The sequence below is a fragment of the Ruegeria sp. BE9 genome (assembly GCF_056538765.1).
The window spans coordinates 428,754-446,622 of record NZ_JBQFTS010000001.1; the positions used below are offsets into that span (position 1 = coordinate 428,754).

A 17,869-nucleotide genomic window follows, 5' to 3' on the forward strand; every position below is an offset into this window, starting at 1 on the left:
ACTGCCATTGCTGTTACAGGGCCTGACGCTCGTGGATCTTTGAAGGTCCTAGAAGCGACGTACACTTCCCGAAACGCTTTGATTAGCCTTGGTTTGGTCCTCGGATTTGGCGGATGGTCTGGCGGACCGCCTGCCAATCCTGGGCCTGCTGTCTATTGCCGGCGGCTTCGCATTCACGCATTTTCTTGGCGGCCTCAGCCTCGGCCTGGTCGCCATGAGCTGAATACAGTGCTCTTGCATATTGAGCAGTTTGTATTGCGTCCATTCCTGTCGTCCTCCCGTCTTTGATCGGAATACCCGAAGGTTCGCGCCGAATGACGATAGCACAAGAATGTCTGCCTTGCATCCTTAGCTGTTTGAAATTGCCGTTCGCAGCTTTCTGAGGTGTTCTGGGAAGTCGCGTGCAGTCAAATCTGCCTCGCGAACCAAGCGGTCAAAATGGCGCGTGAATGTTTCGATCCGATCACGGTCGCGAAACGCCATGTAGTGGCTGCCAGCGTAAAAAACGCACAGAAGAGGGCCGAAAATCGTCACGGGTGCCGAGTACAGCCGTTTTGCGTCAAACAAGTAGATACGCAAACGGGGGTAAAGCTGTTCGCAAATCTCAAGAAGGTGGTCAATCTGTTCAAGCCGTATCTTGGGGCACAGACCTTCGTAATAGCCAGAGGCCGAGGCAAAACTGTCGATCTCATACAGCGGCATGGCAATTTCATAGTCCGATTGCGCGCTGCGCATCCAAGTTAGCCGATCAGCCGACGCGCCAATCGCTTGGTCAGCGGTTCGACCTAAATGGGGGGCGTACTCCCATTCCAATACAGCTCGGGTCTTTAACATATCGGGCAAAGTTGCTGGAACATAACGGATTTTGTAACCTGCGGCCTCTTGGTGCCATTCGAAAATCCGCTCGTCCACAAGCGCGCGGGGGGCCTCAGTCATGGTCAGTGAGCTGGCAAGTAGCTCCGCAGCACTTTCTGGCCGATCCGACAGGCTTAGGAGCCAGTCTGCCGAAACACCCAGCGCTGAAGCGCAACCGCCTACCACATGTGCATTCGGCAGGCGCGCGCCCTCATCGGTCAACAGTTGCGATACGGTCGAACGATCCACACCGATGTGGCGCGCGAGCGCGCTTTGGCTGACGTGGCGCTCCTCCATCGCGCGAGCGAGGCGGAGGCGAAACTGAGCGGCGCGAACACGTTTGTCGATTTTATCCTTCATATGGTGATAAATATTATATCTGATGAATTTTGTTAATCATATTCAGAATTCTCAACTGATGCAGTCGCCCGTAATTTTAAAGACATAACAATAATATGGGTGACGGAATGGAAACACGACGCAGATCAGTCGTGAAAGCGGTATTGTGGAATGTGATGGGCCTGCTCGTAATGACGCTGGTTGGTCTGGTGGCTACGGGGTCAGCGGCGATTGGCGGAACGTTGGCGATTGTAAATACGGCCATCGGCCTGACTATGTACGTGATTTACGAACGCATCTGGGCCGGTATCTCGTGGGGTCGAAATGTCTAGGCCCTCGACACCCGAATGGGGCACGTTGGCCTTGATTCTAGGTTGTTACGGAGCCTGGTTAGCGGTAATTTTTTTGCTGCCGCTTTGGTTGGCAATCCCAGCAATGGGGCTAGTCGCCGCGTTGCATTCCTCGCTGACGCATGAGGCCCTGCACGGCCATCCCTTCCGCGCGAAATGGCTGAACGAGGCGCTGATGGCTTTGCCGTTAACCCTGTTCATCCCGTATCAAAGGTTTCGCGACCTACATCTGGCTCACCACCGTGATGAGACGTTGACTGACCCTTATGACGATCCGGAATCCAATTATCTGGACCCGCAAGTCTGGAGTAATTTGCCCCCATGGCAAAAACGGTTGCTAGTCTTGAACAACACTCTCTTGGGGCGAATTGTGTTCGGGCCAGCCATCGGCCAGATCGTGTTCATGCGCGACGAGGTTCGCGGTGCGCTTCATGGTGAGCAAAGTATCCCTAGGGCCTGGGCGCTGCATCTGGTCGGTGTATTTGCCGTTCTGTGGATAGTCGCGCAGTCTCCTACGCCAGTGTGGGCCTATGTCTTATCAGCCTACATCGGGTTGGGTGTCGTCAAGATCCGAACTTTTCTGGAACATCGCGCGCACGAAAGCGCCGGAGCTCGAACGGTGATAGTCGAAGATCGCGGACCTCTGGCTTTTTTGTTCCTAAACAACAATCTACACGTTGTTCATCACATGAATCCCGGAGCGCCATGGTATCGATTGCCGGCCCTGTATCAGGATGGAAAAGAGAGCTATCAGAGCAGGAACGAATCCTACATCTATAGTTCCTATGGGAAGGTATTCCGGTCGTATTTCCTGCGATCCAAGGATCCGGTGGCGCATCCTCTCTGGCCAAAGGACTGATTTGAGGACACAAGGGAAGCCATGAGTTTGTGGATTCCCGTCACCATAGCAGCCGCATCGTTTCAAACGGTGCGGTTTATGCTGCAAAAGTCTCTGAGCACGGTAAAGCTGACCGCAGCTGGCGCGACCTTCGCCCGGTTCGCTTATTCAATGCCGCTAGCGGTGCTTGGGCTTGTTTTGGCGATGAAAGTCACCGGCTTTAGGTTACCGCCACTCACTGGTTGGTTTTGGGTTTTCGCCGTCATTGGTGGGACCGCGCAAATCCTGGCGACAATCTGCGTTGTGGCATTGTTCAAACAACGCAACTTTGCGGTCGGAATTACCTTCAAAAAGACCGAAGTGATTCAAACCGCCATAGTCGGTTTTCTGGTGCTGGGCGATAAAGTTTCGGTCGGGGCTTTGGGTGCGATTTTCTTAGGGCTTCTCGCGGTTCTGCTTCTATCGAAATCGCCCGGAGGAGACGGAGCCGGGTGGAAGAATCTGACCAACCGAGCCTCGCGGCTAGGGCTGGGGTCAGGGGTCCTATTCGCCTTTTCCTCGGTTAGCTATCGGGGTGCTTCGCTAGAATTGGGTGACATCGATGCTTGGTTCCGCGCGCTGGTTACGTTGGCCGTGGTGGTAACGTTCCAGTTCCTGAGCATGGGAATTTGGCTGCTGTGGCGTGACCGAGCTGAACTACTTGCTGTTTGGCAAACACGCCAAACCGGTGTGTTTGTTGGCCTGACCAGCTTGTGCGGTTCGTTCTGCTGGTTCTTTGCATTCACTCTTCAAAACGCCGCCTATGTCAAAGCATTGGGGCAGGTCGAGCTGTTGCTTAGCCTATTCGCCTCGCTTCTGTTCTTTCGCGAGACGATCACCCGGCGTGAGATCGCCGGGATGACGTTACTTGGTGTATCTATTCTGGCGCTGGTGCTGGCGATTTAGCCGGCTCGGCGCTCATCAAAGCTGAGGGCAATAAAGCTCGGCAGGTGATCGCCCATACCCACAACTGCAGGTCCATTGTCGTCACGACGGCCACGGCCTTTGGTCTCTTTGCCCTTTTTGCGGTCGTCTTTTTTGCCTTCAGTCTTCTTTGTTTCCGAAGGTTTGGACTTTTTCTCGGGCTTCGGTGCTTCGGCCTTTGGTTCTTCCTTGACGGGGTTCTCCAGTCGCGGAATTTCCTTCTGGATCAGCTTTTCGATCGCATCTAGAGCCTTTTCGTCACGGCCCGAGCATATCGTTACAGCCTTGCCTTCGCGTCCAGCACGGCCAGTACGACCGATGCGGTGGACGTAATCTTCGGCATGGCTAGGAACGTCGAAGTTGAACACGTGGCTGACGGACGGAATGTCCAATCCGCGTGCCGCTACATCGGACGCCACCAACAGGCGGAGAGACCCATCGCGGAATCCGTCCAGAGTTTTCATCCGTTGCGACTGATCCAGATCACCGTGGATCGCGGCGGCGTTGTAGCCGTACTTCTTCAGCGACTTCGCACAGATATCAACGTCCGTCTTGCGGTTACAGAAGATGATAGCGTTGGTGCACTTGTCGCCTTCGGCATCGATCAGCGAGCGCAGGACTTTACGCTTGGCGCTGGCCTCACGGTCGCGTCGACCGCCCTTGAACATGACTACACCCTGTTCGATGGTCTCGGACGCGGTGGCCTGACGGGCAACCTCGATCCGGGCCGGGGCGGACAGGAAGGTGTCGGTGATGCGCTCAATCTCGGACGCCATGGTGGCCGAGAAGAACAGGGTCTGGCGGGTAAATGGCGTCAGCGAGAAGATGCGCTCGATGTCGGGGATGAAACCCATGTCCAGCATCCGGTCGGCTTCGTCCACAACCATAATTTGAACACCGGTTAGCAAGAGCTTTCCGCGCTCAAAATGATCCAGAAGGCGGCCCGGTGTGGCGATCAGAACGTCCACGCCACGGTCAATGAGGGCCTCTTGTTCCTTGAAGCTGACACCGCCGATCAACAGCGCTTTGGTCAGTTTCAGGTGCTTGGTGTACGTGTCGAAGTTTTCAGCCACCTGAGCAGCCAATTCCCGCGTTGGGCAAAGAACCAGCGAGCGCGGCATCCGAGCGCGTGCGCGACCACGTGCAAGCAGTGTGATCATCGGAAGCGTAAAGCTGGCGGTTTTGCCGGTGCCAGTTTGCGCAATCCCCAAAACATCCTTGCCTTCAAGCGCAGGCGGAATCGCACCGGCCTGGATCGGAGTAGGGGTTTCGTATCCGGCTTCCTCAATGGCTTTGAGGACCTTCGGGTTCAGGTTCAGTTCGTTAAACTTTGTCATGTATGTCCGGTTTTTGCGGACACTAGACCTGGCCCGCGCGTCAGAGGTTTGCCGGGCCCGGATGGCCTACGCTTCATTGCGTATATTCGGCTTGAAAGGGGACATAACAAAATCGTTGGTCGGGGTCAAATGAAGACAACTTTAGGATGGCGGGTGGCCTGTGTTTGCGGGTTTTCCGCAACAATTCAGATACTTCCGGGGAAATGTTTTCTTAGTTTTTCATCCAGATGTAAGGGCCGGTGGCGGATCAGAGACTGCCGTTCAAGTCGAGATCGCACGTCCGGATTGGCACCGCTTATCTCGTCAAAAAAGGCGCGTAGCCCTTCAATCCCGTCCTCGGCCTCGATCCAGCTCAGCAGATCGTTCATATTCATCCCGCCGTGCTCGCGGGGGACATTTGGGGACATGCCGGGCTGATATGATCCACGTTCCAGTCGGAATCGATAGTGAGCGAACCAATGCTCCCAATTGGGCGCATGCCGATGACACAGGTCTACACCGGGCATTTCGAACTTGCAGGGCAATGATTCACCATCCTGAAAAAGGTTGTGAATACGGAAGTTGATCTTGGGAAGGCCGGTGCGCGCAAACAGTTTGCCCTGCACGTGGCTAAAGAATCCGCCCTGAACAAAGGCACCGTAGTTCGGATAGACTGACTGGACGATGGCGTCGCGATTCTGTCCCTTGGGGATATAAGCCTTATACAGGTTCTCGCAGTCGGCCATCGCCTCAATCGGTCGAACACGTACTCCAGGGATGTCGTCTTCAACATCGGCGAGAAGCTGGGGGATCGGTTGGTCAGCCCACAAGAATTCGTCCAGATCAATGTGGGCCAACCAGTCAAGATCGGTCTTTCGATATGTAAACGATGCGTTTGCGGTCTGGCGTGTCTGATGCTTGTCCGGTCGCACGCGCTTGCGGTTCGCCCAAAACCCGTCGTCGCAGTTGTGAACCTCTACCTTCGGGTTCTCCTTCAACGTGTTGAGAGCTTCGGGGTTGGGCTCGTCAAGGAAAAGATAGATACGTTCGGCCGCAAGTTCGAGGTGATAGGCCACAAAGCGTAAAATATCCGGGGCAGGGCCCCGGACCGTGGAGACAATTCCCCAAGTCGGGTTACCGACCATATGCAGCCTTTGCGCGGCTCACGTCATCATTTCCTTTGTAGCCGTGAGGTTCAGTGCCGGGTAATCCCGTACAACGCGATCGATGTCCCACTGCAGGCGCGTCAGGTAGACAATGTCACCGTCATGGTCATGGGCGATGTGCTGTTTGTTGGCGTTGACGAACTTGTCCACCTCGGCCTTGTCACCGCTGACCCAACGGGCCGAGGTGAACTGAGATGCTTCGAAACGCACTGGCAGGCCGTATTCCATTTCGATCCGACTAGCGAGTACTTCGAACTGCAACGCACCAACTACGCCGACTATAAAGCCTGACCCAATCGAGGGTTTAAACACTTTGGCCGCGCCTTCTTCGGCGAATTGCATAAGGGCTTTTTCCAGATGCTTGGCTTTCAACGGATCTGCCGCGCGAACTGTCTGCAACAATTCCGGCGCGAACGATGGAATACCGGTTACCCTCAGCGCCTCGCCTTCGGTAAGCGTGTCACCGATGCGCAGTTGCCCATGGTTCGGGATACCAATGATGTCACCGGCCCAAGCTTCCTCGGCCAGTTCACGGTCAGAGGCCAGGAACAGTACAGGGTTCGAAATCGCCATGGGCTTTTTCGATCTTACATGGGTCAGCTTCATACCGCGTTTGAAATGGCCGCTTGCCATACGGACAAACGCCACACGGTCGCGGTGTTTGGGGTCCATGTTGGCCTGCACCTTGAAAACGAAACCGGCAACTTTCTTTTCGGTCGGAGAAATCTGACGCGGCTCTGCCGATTGTACCTGCGGCTGTGGTCCGTAGTCGCCGATGCCTTCCATCAGCTCTTTCACGCCAAACGAGTTGATGGCTGAGCCGAACCAAATTGGAGTCATATGCCCCTCAAGCACCGCTTGCGGGTCCAGTGCGGGCAACAGTTCGCGCGCCATCTCGACCTCTTCGAGCAGCTTTTCCAGCAAGTGCTCGGGGACGTGCTCGGCAAGCTTCGGGTCGTCCAGACCGTTGATTTCGATGCTTTCAGCCACCTTGTTGCGGTCAGCGCGGTCCATCAATTCCAGCCGGTCGCGTAGCATGTCATAGCAGCCGATGAAATCGCGACCCACACCGATGGGCCACGCGGCGGGCGTGACGTCGATGGCCAGCATCTCTTGAATTTCGTCGATGATCTCGAACGTATCGCGGCTTTCGCGGTCCATCTTGTTACAGAAGGTCAGGATGGGCAGATCACGCAGGCGGCAAACCTCGAACAGCTTCTGCGTCTGGCTTTCCACACCCTTTGCGCCGTCGATCACCATCACGGCCGCGTCCACGGCGGTCAGAGTTCTATAGGTATCCTCCGAGAAGTCCGAGTGGCCGGGCGTGTCCACCAGGTTGAACCGGAAATTCCCGTAGTCGAAGGACATTGCCGAAGCAGAGACCGAAATACCCCGATCCTTCTCCATCTGCATGAAGTCCGAACGAGTCCGGCGTGCTTCACCTTTGGCACGGACCTGACCGGCCATCTGAATCGCGCCCCCGTACAACAGGAACTTTTCGGTCAGCGTCGTCTTGCCCGCATCCGGGTGCGAGATGATAGCGAACGTCCGGCGTCGGGCGATCTCGGGTGGCAATACGGGTTGGTTCGAGGCGGTATCAAGCATAAGCGCGCGTATAGGCGGGGAATCCTGCCGAGGCAAGACAAAGGGTCTGGTTCGAATCGAGTGGCTATGGCAATAAGAACATATAGTGAACAAATAATGGAGTGGACCAATGAATTTGAAAGAGATTGCAGACGAGCTGGTTGCCGGGTGCCGTGAAGACCGCGCCAAAGAGAATTTGGACAAACTTTATGCGCCAGACGCCGTTTCGGTCGAAGCGCAGGATTTTATGGACATGGGCCGAGAAACACATGGTCGCGATGCCATTCGGGGTAAGCACGAATGGTGGGAAGGTGCTCACGAAGTGTCTGGTGCGTCGGTCAGTGACCCGTTCCCGCACGGTGATGACCGTTTTGCTGTGATTTTTGAGGTGCAGGGCAAGGTTAAAGAAACCGGCGAAGCCTTCGATATGCGAGAAGTCGGCGTTTATCACGTGGCTAACGGAAAGATTGTTCGCGAAGAGTTCTTTTATTGAACCAAGCAGAAATCTGGTTTTCCCCGTCTGGCCGGTGTTAGACATGCGGATAACAACAGATGGGGAGAACCACATGGATCTGGGAATTCGCGGAAAACGAGCTTTGGTTAGTGCCAGCAGCAAGGGGCTGGGGTTGGGCTGTGCTGAAGCTTTGGCCGCTGCTGGTGTCGACCTCGTGATGAACGCGCGCGGCGCAGAGGCCCTGGAAGCCGAGGCGGCACGCCTGCGTTCCGAATACCAAGTAGACGTGCAGGCCGTAGCTTGCGATGTGACGACGTCCGAGGGGCAGTCGCAGGTGCTCGAAGCTGCGCAAGGCGTTGATATATTGGTTACTAATGCCGGTGGCCCACCCCCGGGTATGTGGTCGGATTGGGAGCGCGAAGATTTCATCAAGGCGCTAGACGCGAACATGCTGACGCCGATTGCGTTTATGAAGGCACTGTTACCGGGGATGATGGACAAAGGCTGGGGGCGGGTGGTGAATATCACCTCGCAATCCGTGCGTGCTCCGATTGCGGTTCTGGGCCTTTCGAATGCGGCGCGAACTGGTTTGACCGGTTATGTGGCTGGCACAGCGCGGCAGGTTGCCCCGCATGGGGTGACGATCAACAACCTGTTGCCCGGTATTCATGCCACCGATCGCGCGGTTTCTCTGGATGGGGGCGTGGCGTCTCAGCAAGGGATTTCTATTGACGAGGCTCGCGCCCAACGCGCAGCAACAATCCCGGCGCGCCGTTATGGGACCAGGGATGAGTTTGGTGCCACCTGCGCCTTTTTGTGTTCACAACACGCCGGTTTCATCGTGGGGCAGAACATCCTGCTGGATGGCGGTGCGACCAATCTTACAATGTAGCGATGGCCGAGAACTTTTCTTTGAAAGATCAGCTTTTTAATGTCGAAAAGACCCGCTATCTGGCGGGACTTTTTGCCAATGCTGATCCATCCTTTGATGCCGATGCCTTTGAGGCGCAGGTCATGTCTCGCCTTCTGGACCTTGAGTTGAAAGAGCGCATGGCATGGATTGCGGAATGCTTGCAGCAGTCCGTGCCCGGAGATCTGCCGGACATTGCGCCCATCCTGTTGCGGGCTTTGCCACCACCTCTGGACCCAAACAAGACTGACGATGATTTCGGCGACTTTATCTTCGCTCCACTTGGCGAATGGGTCGTGAATGTCGGGCTGGAACACCCTGATCTGGCTCTGGATGTCATTGAGGAGTTAACACAAAGGTTTTCGATGGAGTGGTCCATTCGGCCGTTCCTCAACCAAGACCCAGATCGGGTATTGGCTAAGATGGAACGTTGGTGCGACCACGATAGCTATCACGTGCGCCGTTTGGTTAGCGAAGGCACGCGGCCGCGGTTACCATGGGGGCAGGCGGTTGGGCTGGCCTTGGACGACCCGCTTCCATTGCTAGATCGGCTGCACTCTGATCCCACTCGTTATGTCACGCGGTCGGTCGCGAACCACTTGAACGACATCACCAAGAAAGACCCAGATCTGGTTTTGGGCCGGTTGCAGAAATGGGCGTCGGCAAAGAGGCAAGATCAGAATGAATTGCGCTGGATGACTTCGCACACCCTGAGGGGGCTGGTGAAGTCCGGTCATCCGAACGCGATGAAGATGCTGGGATATGACCCGGATGCAGATGTCACCGCTCGTGTTGATGTAATCGGCGAGGCCCGGATTGGTAATGCGCTAGAGTTCAATGTCGCTTTGACTGGAGTTGGTGAGCAACCTGTTTTGGTTGACTATATCGTTCACTTTCAGAGACCTGGTGGAAAAACTTCACCTAAAGTCCACAAGCTGAAACAGACCGTGTTGCGGGGTGGATCGCTGGATCTGAGCAAGAAGCACAAGCTCAAGGGTAATGCGACCACGTTCAAACTGGTGCCCGGGCCGCACCGTCTGGAGATTCAGGTAAATGGCCGTGTGCGTGCGAGCGTCGACTTTGAGCTTTTGGCCTAAGGCTGGTTCTCACGCTTTCGTCAAAACGAAAGGGTGTGGATTGCACACAAAGCAGCGCTGCATTAGCTGCTAATCAGCCACACGGAGAAGGAAAGCCACAATGAAGCATGAGTCAGTGCAGAACTATTATGGCGAGGTCCTGCAGGGCAGCGAGGATTTGCAAACCAACGCGTGCTGCACACCTGACGACATGCCGGATCACGTCAAAAAGATCCTCTCTAAAATTCATGACGAGGTGCTGACCCGATACTATGGGTGCGGTTTGATTGCGCCGCTGGATCTAGAAGGTATGAGCATTCTTGATCTGGGATGTGGTGCAGGACGCGATGTGTATGCGCTGTCTGCAATGGTTGGCGAAAAGGGGCGCGTTGTGGGTGTCGACATGACGCCCGAGCAACTGAACGTCGCGCGCGCCCATCAGGACTACCACGCAGAAGCTTTTGGTTATGCCGCCAGCAACGTGGAATTCCATCACGGATACATCGAAAAGTTGGATGAGCTGGATCTCGAACCCGGGTCTTTCGACATCATCGTTTCAAACTGCGTCATCAACCTTGCCACGGACAAAGAAGCAGTTCTGCGCGGGGCGCATCGCCTTTTGAAAGACGGTGGCGAGATGTACTTCTCGGATGTCTACGCTGATCGCCGCATTCCGCAGGCAATGGCCGAGGATGAAGTGCTCTACGGTGAGTGCTTGTCTGGTGCGCTCTACTGGAACGACTTCCTTACGATTTCGCGCAAGGCCGGATTCAGTGATCCGCGCAGGGTTACTCATCGTCCACTGACCATCGAAAACCCAGTGCTGGAAGAGCGTGTCGCTCCATTGAAATTCCTCTCGGCCACCTATCGGTTGTTCAAGCTGCCGGAACTGGAGTCGGCCTGCGAGGATTATGGGCAAGCGGTAATCTATAAAGGTACCATTCCCAACGCGCCTCACTTGTTCGAATTGGATGATCATCACGCGATCGAGGCCGGTAAGGTGTTCCCTGTCTGCGGTAACACATGGATGATGCTTAAAAACACTCGATTTGCCCGACACTTCGACTTCATCGGTGATTTTTCGACCCACTATGGCATATTCGAAGGCTGCGGTGGTGAGAGCCCGTTTGAAGCCATCGGAGAGGATGCGTCAGGCGGGTGCTGCTGATCTCTTGCGCCTGAGGGGCGGGGTTGCTATCCCCGGCCAAGCCCGATGATTTTGATCGGGAAAGGCAATGGGGTCCATCGGTGACAGTAGACGCAACTCCTCCTCGTTTGGAAATCCGCAATCTGATCGCCCGATATGAAGGGCGGGTCGTTGTGGATAACGTCTCGTTGACGGTGCAGGCCGGGCAAGTGACCTGTCTTTTGGGGCCGTCCGGCTGTGGTAAGTCGACTACCTTGCGTATGATCGCAGGGGTCGAGATGCAGGAAACCGGCGAAATCTATGTCGACGGCAAGCTGATCTGCGATACAGTTTTCCGCGTTCCTCCGGAGCGCCGGGAGATTGGCCTGATGTTTCAGGACTTTGCCCTGTTTCCGCATTTGAGCGTTGCCGACAACGTTGCCTTTGGTCTGAAGGGTAGCAAAGACGAAAAACGTGCGCGTGTGGACGAACTGTTGCGCAAGGTTGATCTTATCCGTTTCATCGACAACTACCCTCATCATTTGTCCGGCGGTGAACAACAGCGCGTGGCGCTTGCCCGCGCACTCGCCCCACGTCCGCGGATCATGCTGATGGACGAGCCATTCTCGGGCCTCGACAACCGCTTGCGCGACGGTATCCGTGATGAAACGCTCGCGATCCTAAAAGAGGAAGATGCCGCCGTTGTCCTGGTGACACATGAACCCGAAGAAGCAATGCGAATGGCTGACGAGATCGCGCTAATGCGGCGCGGAAAAATTGTTCAGCAGGGTGCTCCGTATAATGTTTACACGCGGCCAGCTGACAAGGCTGCGGTGGCTTTCTTTAGTGATGTCAACGTTTTGCGGGCGCAAGTTAATGGTGCTTTAGCCGAAACGCCTTTCGGACAGTTTCTGGCACCTGGCGTCCCAGATGGCACGGATGTCGAGATTGTTTTCCGACCTCAACACGTGCGGCTGGATTTCGACCGTAATGGTAAAGGTCCTTTACCCACACCAACCGATGGCGTGGCCGCCCGTGGTGTCGTAGAGCGTGCGCGGTTTTTGGGCAACGAAAGCTTGGTGGAGTTTCGGATGGATCACGACGGCTCGCTCCTAAAAGCCACTGTGCCGAATGTGTTTGTACCCAACGCGGGGCGGGTCATGTGGTTGACCATTCGCAGGGACCGATGCTTTGTTTTCCCCCTATAGGGTTTAAAGCCACAGTTTAAGGCCAAGTGGTGCGCGAAAGCCTCAGATTGCGCGCGTGCTTTGCTTGCCGCCACGCGGGGGCAGGTCTATCAAGGTCAAAACGCAGGGATGGATGGGGCATATGCGTATTCTGCTGACCAACGATGACGGCATCAACGCGCCGGGTTTGATTGCTTTGGAGGCGATTGCTGCCGAAATCGCAGGACCAGATGGTGAGGTCTGGGTGGTAGCACCCGCGTTCGAACAGTCGGGCGTTGGCCATTGCATCAGCTACACCCACCCGATGATGGTTGCTAAACTCGGCGAGCGCCGGTTCGCGGCCGAGGGCTCGCCAGCAGATTGCGTATTGGCTGGTTTGCACGACGTCATGAAGGATAGCCCGCCGGATTTAGTGCTGTCCGGAGTGAACCGGGGGAATAACTCTGCCGAAAACACTCTGTACTCTGGTACGATCGGCGGTGCGATGGAGGCGGCTTTGCAGGGCATCCCGGCGATTGCGTTGTCGCAATATTTCGGTCCGCGTAACCTTGGCTTGGAAGATCCGTTCGAAGCGGCAACTCGATTTGGCGCAGAGCTGGTACGGAAAATTCTTGATGCTAACCCATCGGAACAGGGTGACTACCGCCTGTTTTACAACGTAAACTTTCCGCCCGTTCCCGCAGACGAAGTTTTGGGAACGCGTGTGGCGCCCCAAGGCTATCGCCGAGACACGCATTTCTCGGTTGAACCGCACAGCTCGCCCTCGGGTCGTCGCTTTTTGTGGATTAAAGGCGGATATCAGCATAATCCGACGGCTCCGGGGACTGATGCTGCTGTAAACTTGGCGGGTTATATTTCGGTCACACCCATGCGGGCAGACCTGACAGCGCATGACGCGCTTGAGGCACTGAAGACAATCGAATGAGCGGACTAGACCCCGAAACAACTATGCAATTCCTGTTTGCTCTGCGTTCTCGCGGAGTGACGGATGCTCGTGTTCTGGCCGCGATGGAGCAGATCGACAGGGGACGCTTTGTCAAAGGCCTGTTCGCGGATCGCGCATATGAAGACACGCCGCTACCAATTGCTTGTGGTCAAACAATAAGCCAACCTTCTGTCGTGGGGCTGATGACGCAGGCTTTGGAAGTTAGTCCACGGGATACGGTTCTCGAAATAGGGACCGGCTCGGGCTATCAGGCCGCGATCCTGTCAAAGCTCGCACGACGTGTCTACACAGTGGAACGGCACAAGCGTTTGGTGCGTGAAACCGGTCAGCTTTTCCGTGACATGGGGCTGACCAACATAACGGCCATGCTAACCGATGGATCCTTTGGTTTGCCGGAACAGGCACCGTTTGATCGAATTATTGTGACGGCTGCGGCAGAAGACCCTCCAGGGCCGCTCTTGGCGCAGCTGAAAATCGGCGGTATCATGGTATTGCCGGTGGGACAGTCGGATGCGGTTCAGACTCTGATCCGAGTTAAACGCACAGAAAACGGCCTGGACTATGACGAATTGTTGCCCGTTCGTTTTGTGCCCCTGTTAGAGGGGCTCGGTAAGGACGGAGCGTAAAGGTTTATTCTGCAATATGCGCCGGAACCCCGGAGAACAGGGGCAGGTGTTGAGGACAGTAAGATGAGAGCAGTTTCAAAATCAGCGATGCTCCGCTGTGCGACAGGGGTAGCGGTTCTAACGATTCTGGCTGGGTGCAACGGCCCGCTGGATTATGACTTGCGCGGACAGGTCGGTGGTTTCTCGACCACCGAGGCGGCGCAAACCGCGACCAGCAATCGACCTGTGCCAGACTCCCGCGGAGTTATCACCTATCCGAACTATCAGGTGGCGATCGCCCGCCGAGGTGACAAGGTTAGCGACGTAGCGGCCCGGGTTGGGTTGCCAGAAGGTGAACTGGCAGTGTTCAACGGGCTGAAGCCGACCGATACGTTGCGCGATGGAGAGGTCATTGCGCTACCGCGGACGGTTGCCGCGGCGAGCAATGTCGATATTGCCAGTATCGCCGGCACCGCGATTGACGAAGCGCCAACGGACGGTTCTGTAAGAACTTCAACGTTGGAGCCCGCGAAACCTGCCGCAGCTCCAACGCCGGCGCCTGTGCCGGCCGGGCCGGAACCAGTCCGGCACAAAGTGCAACGGGGCGAGACCGCGTATACGATTTCGCGTCTCTATGACGTTCCGATCAACTCACTTGCTGAATGGAACGGACTTGGTTCGGACTTCACCGTGCGTGAAGGCCAGTTCCTGCTAATTCCGATTAAGAACCAACCTGCACCCCAGCAGGCAGCAGTTCCTGCGACCAACGTGACGCAACCGGGGCAGGGATCGCCAACGCCGACACCGCCAAGCGCTGTGCAACCTTTGCCCGAAGAGGTTCTCGCGCCTCCGCCCGCACCGGACGTAACCGCCGAAGCCCCGACTCGTCAGAGCAATTCAGCCCTTGGTCTACCTGTGACCGGTACGATTATCCGAACCTATAAAAAGGGTAAGAATGAAGGGATCGACATCGCGGGTGCTCCGGGTAGTGCGGTGAGCGCTGCTGAAGCCGGGACAGTTGCCGCGATTACCGCGGATGCGGATCAAGTGCCGATCATCGTTGTAAAACACAACAATGACCTTCTGACGGTCTACGCCAATGTCGATAAGGTCACGGTAAAGAAAGATGATCGCGTCCGCAGGGGGCAAAAGATTGCATCCGTGCGCGGCGGAGACAATTCCTATGTTCATTTCGAGGTCCGTAAGGGGTTCGAGTCGGTTGATCCGGAACCCTATTTGAAATGAGGCAGGCGGCCTGTTTCAGGCCGTCACACAAAGATTTAGAACAGATCGAACCTGTCAGGCGTGTGGATCGTAGTCACTCAGACGTTTGCCGGGTTCGTCTGCAAATACCTCGGGAAGGGGGGAGAGCGCCTCGATCAGGTCGATCCGAAACACGCGGAAACCTTGGCGCAATTCGCACCACGAGGTCAGGGTCCAGACACGCCCCCAGTACTCCATATGTAAGGGCCGTATGGTGCGTTCCGTCAGAACACCGTCGATACGACGGTACGACAGTCGTAGTTTCTGTCGGGATTTAATAGCTGCCCTGATGGGTGCCATGTGCGCAAGTCCGCGTGCTGCGTCGGCAAAGGGATAGACGGCGAATTTCCATGTATCTGCCTCGGCCACGACCTGAGTGGGCAGCACGGCGTCGATCTTTTCCGCCAGAGATTCCGCTGCAGCTTTCAAGTCCGGGTCTGCAGCCTCAGCCACAATGGCCATCCCCAGATTCAACGCCTCAAGTTCGGCCGGGGTCAGGTTAAGCGGGGGCAGGGTGATCTGCTCGCGGACCATGTAGCCAACGCCGCGCTCACCTTCGACCGGGACACCCGATGCAACAAGTGTATCCATGTCGCGGTAGATCGTGCGGACCGACACCTCAAGCCGGTCCGCAATGTCCCGCGCGCGGTGCAGTTTTCCGTCGCGCAGGATCTGGATGATATCGAATAAGCGGTCAGTGCGGCGCATTACACGCCATCCTGACCAATTTTATGCGGTCATATTCCATAGAACATTCTCGTGGCGCATCTGGATGCTTTCCGGGTCTATCGCCGCCAGCAATCCTGCGCAAAACTCCTGTTGCGGGAATTGGGCGGCGGCATCTTTTGCGGCCTTCATATCCGTCCAGATCACGTAGTCGGTCCAACGGCCATCTTCGCCCTGACTCAGTTGACGATGAGCAAATCCAGGTGACGACCTGACAAACGCCTCTGAGGCTTGGCTGAGTTTGACGAACTCTTCGGGCGTGGTGCCGTTGGCGAGTGTGAACGTGACGATTTCTGCAACATGGGTCATTTGAATCTCCGTTGACCAAGTTTCGATGCCACGTACTTAGCGATCTACAACTGACATAAACCTGTCAGTTGGAAATTGCGAGTCTGCAAAAAACGCAAGATGCGATCACATTTCGGCGTGGAATTGACATGTGTCACTTTTGCCACCGGCCTTGGAGGCGTAGACACAGTGTCAGACAACATTCCCGGTGCGGGTGCGCCGACGTAATAGGAGAAGAAACATGCTTAACAATATCGGCCTTCCCGGTCTTCTGCTGATCGCCGTTGTGGTGCTGGTGCTGTTTGGCCGCGGTAAAATCAGCTCGTTGATGGGCGAAGTGGGCAAGGGCATCACCTCGTTCAAGAAGGGCGTCAAAGAAGGCGCGGACGAGCTGGAGCAGGACGCAGCCGAAGTGGCCAAGGACGTCACGCCCGAGACCGACAAAGACAAGGTCTAAGACCAGATGTTTGATCTGGGCTGGACCGAGCTTCTGGTCATCGGCGTCGTTGCCCTGATTGTTGTGGGGCCGAAGGATCTGCCGGTGCTGTTCCGCAATGTCGGCCGTTTTGTCGGTAAGGCCCGGGGCATGGCGCGAGAGTTCAGCAGCGCCATGAACGAAGCCGCGGATCAGGCGGGTGTGAATGAGATCAAGAAAGGTCTCAACGCAGCAACCAATCCTGTTGGCAGCGCTATGGATGGCGTGAAAGAAGCCGCACAGGATTTGGCGAAAAGCATCGACCCGACCAAGTTCGACCCCGACAGCGAAACCGGCAAGTTGGCAGCAGAGCGAGCCGAGCAGGCAAAGAAGATCCAGGCTTCGACTGCGCGCGCCGCTGCTGAACGCAAGGCCAAAGAAGCTGCCGAAGCGCTGGCCAAAGCCGAAGAGGCCGAAGCGGCGCTGAAAACCGAAAGCAAGTCATGACCAACACCGACGAGATCGAGGACAGCTCGGCCCCATTGATCGAGCATCTTGCGGAACTGCGCACGCGGTTGATCCGCTCTGTGATCGCGTTCATCGTGGGCATTGTGGTGGCGTTCACGGTTGCAGAACCCATTCTGCAGTTCTTGGTTCAACCGATTGAAGCGACATTGCGGGAACTGGGTGACCCGTCCCCGACGCTTCAATACACCTCGCCACAAGAGTATCTGTTCACACTGTTCCGGATATCTATGGTCTTTGGGTTTGCGCTGGCATTCCCAGTAATCTCCTATCAGCTGTGGCGCTTTGTGGCTCCGGGGCTTTACAAGTCTGAGAAGGGCGCATTCCTTCCTTTCCTAATTGCTTCGCCCTTTATGTTCCTACTGGGGGCAGCATTTGCACAGTTTGTGGTAACACCGCTGGCAATGCAGTTCTTCCTTGGGTTCGCGGACGTAAGTTCGATTTTCGCAAATCTGCTATCGGCGACGACAGGGGAAGTACCGGACGAGGTTGTTGTTGTTCCCGAAACCACCGAAGGCGTGAAGATTACCTTTTTCGGTAAGGTGAATGAGTCGTTGGACATCACGCTCAAGTTCATCCTCGCATTTGGTCTTTGCTTCCAGCTTCCTGTTTTGCTCACGCTGATGGGTAAGGCTGGGCTGGTCAGTGCGGAAGGGCTGGGTAGTGTTCGCAAATACGCGATGGTCGGTATTCTGGTGCTGGCCGCGCTTGTAACCCCGCCGGACGTAATCACTCAGATCATCCTGTTTGTCGTGGTCTATGGCCTCTACGAAGTGTCGATTTTCCTCGTAGGTCGCGTTGAGAAAAAGCGCGAAGAGCAACTGCGGGCTGACGGCTACTATGATGACGAAGAAGAAGCCGACGAAGAAATTGTGCTGGAAGAGGACGGAAAGTAAAATCTTCAGGCACTAAAGATCAGGCGCGCCCAAAGCTGGCG

At 55.9% G+C, this 17,869-nt stretch carries 21 protein-coding genes; 14 read left to right on the plus strand and 7 right to left on the minus strand.

All coding sequences use genetic code 11. The annotated features are described in order from the left end of the window. Nucleotides 1-82: 82 nt before the first annotated feature. Together ACR0EO_RS02080 and ACR0EO_RS02085 are read right to left on the minus strand one after the other, a co-directional pair. Nucleotides 83-265 (minus strand): hypothetical protein, encoded by a 183-nt coding sequence (locus ACR0EO_RS02080; protein ID WP_480686766.1) that lies wholly within the window; start codon nucleotides 263-265, stop codon nucleotides 83-85. An 83-nt stretch (nucleotides 266-348) separates the two neighbouring features. Beyond that, the gene (locus tag ACR0EO_RS02085; protein WP_480686767.1) at nucleotides 349-1,215 is read right to left on the minus strand and encodes a helix-turn-helix domain-containing protein; all 867 of its coding nucleotides are present in this window, start codon (nucleotides 1,213-1,215) and stop codon (nucleotides 349-351) included. A gap of 107 nt (nucleotides 1,216-1,322) precedes the next feature. On the opposite strand from ACR0EO_RS02085, the gene ACR0EO_RS02090 reads away from it, so the two are divergent. From ACR0EO_RS02090 to ACR0EO_RS02100, 3 genes are read left to right on the plus strand one after another with little or no spacing between them, the layout of a single operon-like run. Then, a complete protein-coding gene (locus ACR0EO_RS02090; RefSeq protein ID WP_480686768.1) occupies nucleotides 1,323-1,526 on the plus strand; it encodes a DUF2061 domain-containing protein in 204 nt (67 codons plus the stop codon). Next, entirely contained in the window at nucleotides 1,519-2,403 is an 885-nt protein-coding gene (locus tag ACR0EO_RS02095; protein ID WP_480686769.1) for a fatty acid desaturase, read from the plus strand. Before ACR0EO_RS02090 ends, ACR0EO_RS02095 begins: the two co-directional genes overlap by 8 nt. A 21-nt stretch (nucleotides 2,404-2,424) precedes the next feature. Next, on the plus strand, nucleotides 2,425-3,327 hold the full coding sequence (locus ACR0EO_RS02100) for an EamA family transporter (RefSeq protein ID WP_480686770.1): 903 nt from the start codon (nucleotides 2,425-2,427) through the stop codon (nucleotides 3,325-3,327). Here the strand turns inward: ACR0EO_RS02100 and ACR0EO_RS02105 are convergent. The 3 genes from ACR0EO_RS02105 to ACR0EO_RS02115 all read right to left on the minus strand — a co-directional run bounded on the left by ACR0EO_RS02105 (nucleotide 3,324) and on the right by ACR0EO_RS02115 (nucleotide 7,432). Continuing rightward, nucleotides 3,324-4,682: a DEAD/DEAH box helicase gene (locus tag ACR0EO_RS02105; protein ID WP_480686771.1), complete on the minus strand. Its 1,359-nt coding sequence runs from the start codon at nucleotides 4,680-4,682 to the stop codon at nucleotides 3,324-3,326. The two genes, ACR0EO_RS02100 and ACR0EO_RS02105, sit on opposite strands and share 4 nt — an antisense overlap. Before the next feature lie 185 nt (nucleotides 4,683-4,867). Then, a complete protein-coding gene (locus ACR0EO_RS02110; protein WP_480686772.1) occupies nucleotides 4,868-5,806 on the minus strand; it encodes a glycosyltransferase family 2 protein in 939 nt (312 codons plus the stop codon). An 18-nt stretch (nucleotides 5,807-5,824) separates the two neighbouring features. After that, nucleotides 5,825-7,432, minus strand: coding sequence for a peptide chain release factor 3 (locus ACR0EO_RS02115; RefSeq protein ID WP_480686773.1), 1,608 nt, complete (start codon nucleotides 7,430-7,432; stop codon nucleotides 5,825-5,827). Nucleotides 7,433-7,541: 109 nt separating this feature from the next. Here ACR0EO_RS02115 and ACR0EO_RS02120 point away from each other — a divergent pair, with 109 nt between their 5' ends. The 8 genes from ACR0EO_RS02120 (at nucleotide 7,542) to ACR0EO_RS02155 (ending at nucleotide 14,960) form a co-directional block, all read left to right on the plus strand. After that, the gene (locus ACR0EO_RS02120) at nucleotides 7,542-7,904 is read left to right on the plus strand and encodes a SnoaL-like domain-containing protein (RefSeq protein ID WP_480686774.1); all 363 of its coding nucleotides are present in this window, start codon (nucleotides 7,542-7,544) and stop codon (nucleotides 7,902-7,904) included. A gap of 73 nt (nucleotides 7,905-7,977) precedes the next feature. Further along, complete coding sequence (locus ACR0EO_RS02125) at nucleotides 7,978-8,757, plus strand: SDR family oxidoreductase (protein WP_480686775.1); 780 nt, start codon at nucleotides 7,978-7,980, stop codon at nucleotides 8,755-8,757. 2 nt (nucleotides 8,758-8,759) lie between these two features. After that, nucleotides 8,760-9,872 carry a hypothetical protein gene (locus ACR0EO_RS02130; protein ID WP_480686776.1) on the plus strand — a complete coding sequence of 371 codons (1,113 nt, stop codon included), beginning with the start codon at nucleotides 8,760-8,762 and terminating at the stop codon, nucleotides 9,870-9,872. A 100-nt stretch (nucleotides 9,873-9,972) separates the two neighbouring features. Then, nucleotides 9,973-11,019, plus strand: a complete 1,047-nt coding sequence (locus tag ACR0EO_RS02135; protein WP_480686777.1) for a methyltransferase domain-containing protein — start codon at nucleotides 9,973-9,975, stop codon at nucleotides 11,017-11,019. 80 nt (nucleotides 11,020-11,099) lie between these two features. Beyond that, complete coding sequence (locus ACR0EO_RS02140) at nucleotides 11,100-12,185, plus strand: ABC transporter ATP-binding protein (RefSeq protein WP_480686778.1); 1,086 nt, start codon at nucleotides 11,100-11,102, stop codon at nucleotides 12,183-12,185. Between the two features lie 121 nt (nucleotides 12,186-12,306). Continuing rightward, a complete protein-coding gene (gene surE / locus ACR0EO_RS02145; RefSeq protein WP_480686779.1) occupies nucleotides 12,307-13,089 on the plus strand; it encodes a 5'/3'-nucleotidase SurE in 783 nt (260 codons plus the stop codon). Further along, nucleotides 13,086-13,736, plus strand: a complete 651-nt coding sequence (locus tag ACR0EO_RS02150; protein WP_480686780.1) for a protein-L-isoaspartate(D-aspartate) O-methyltransferase — start codon at nucleotides 13,086-13,088, stop codon at nucleotides 13,734-13,736. The genes surE and ACR0EO_RS02150 overlap by 4 nt, the downstream gene beginning before the upstream one ends. Before the next feature lie 63 nt (nucleotides 13,737-13,799). Continuing rightward, complete coding sequence (locus ACR0EO_RS02155; protein WP_480686781.1) at nucleotides 13,800-14,960, plus strand: peptidoglycan DD-metalloendopeptidase family protein; 1,161 nt, start codon at nucleotides 13,800-13,802, stop codon at nucleotides 14,958-14,960. Nucleotides 14,961-15,014: 54 nt separating this feature from the next. On the opposite strand, the gene ACR0EO_RS02160 is transcribed toward ACR0EO_RS02155, so the two are convergent. Together ACR0EO_RS02160 and ACR0EO_RS02165 are read right to left on the minus strand one after the other, a co-directional pair. Further along, entirely contained in the window at nucleotides 15,015-15,686 is a 672-nt protein-coding gene (locus ACR0EO_RS02160; protein WP_480686782.1) for a helix-turn-helix transcriptional regulator, read from the minus strand. 21 nt (nucleotides 15,687-15,707) lie between these two features. Beyond that, complete coding sequence (locus ACR0EO_RS02165; RefSeq protein ID WP_480686783.1) at nucleotides 15,708-16,013, minus strand: hypothetical protein; 306 nt, start codon at nucleotides 16,011-16,013, stop codon at nucleotides 15,708-15,710. A gap of 220 nt (nucleotides 16,014-16,233) precedes the next feature. On the opposite strand from ACR0EO_RS02165, the gene ACR0EO_RS02170 reads away from it, so the two are divergent. The 3 genes from ACR0EO_RS02170 to tatC are packed head-to-tail and all read left to right on the plus strand — an operon-like array spanning nucleotide 16,234 to nucleotide 17,828. Continuing rightward, entirely contained in the window at nucleotides 16,234-16,449 is a 216-nt protein-coding gene (locus tag ACR0EO_RS02170) for a twin-arginine translocase TatA/TatE family subunit (protein ID WP_298382271.1), read from the plus strand. A gap of 6 nt (nucleotides 16,450-16,455) precedes the next feature. Then, nucleotides 16,456-16,914, plus strand: coding sequence for a Sec-independent protein translocase protein TatB (tatB, locus tag ACR0EO_RS02175; RefSeq protein WP_480686784.1), 459 nt, complete (start codon nucleotides 16,456-16,458; stop codon nucleotides 16,912-16,914). After that, complete coding sequence (tatC, locus tag ACR0EO_RS02180; protein WP_480686785.1) at nucleotides 16,911-17,828, plus strand: twin-arginine translocase subunit TatC; 918 nt, start codon at nucleotides 16,911-16,913, stop codon at nucleotides 17,826-17,828. The genes tatB and tatC overlap by 4 nt, the downstream gene beginning before the upstream one ends. Nucleotides 17,829-17,869: the final 41 nt, after the last annotated feature.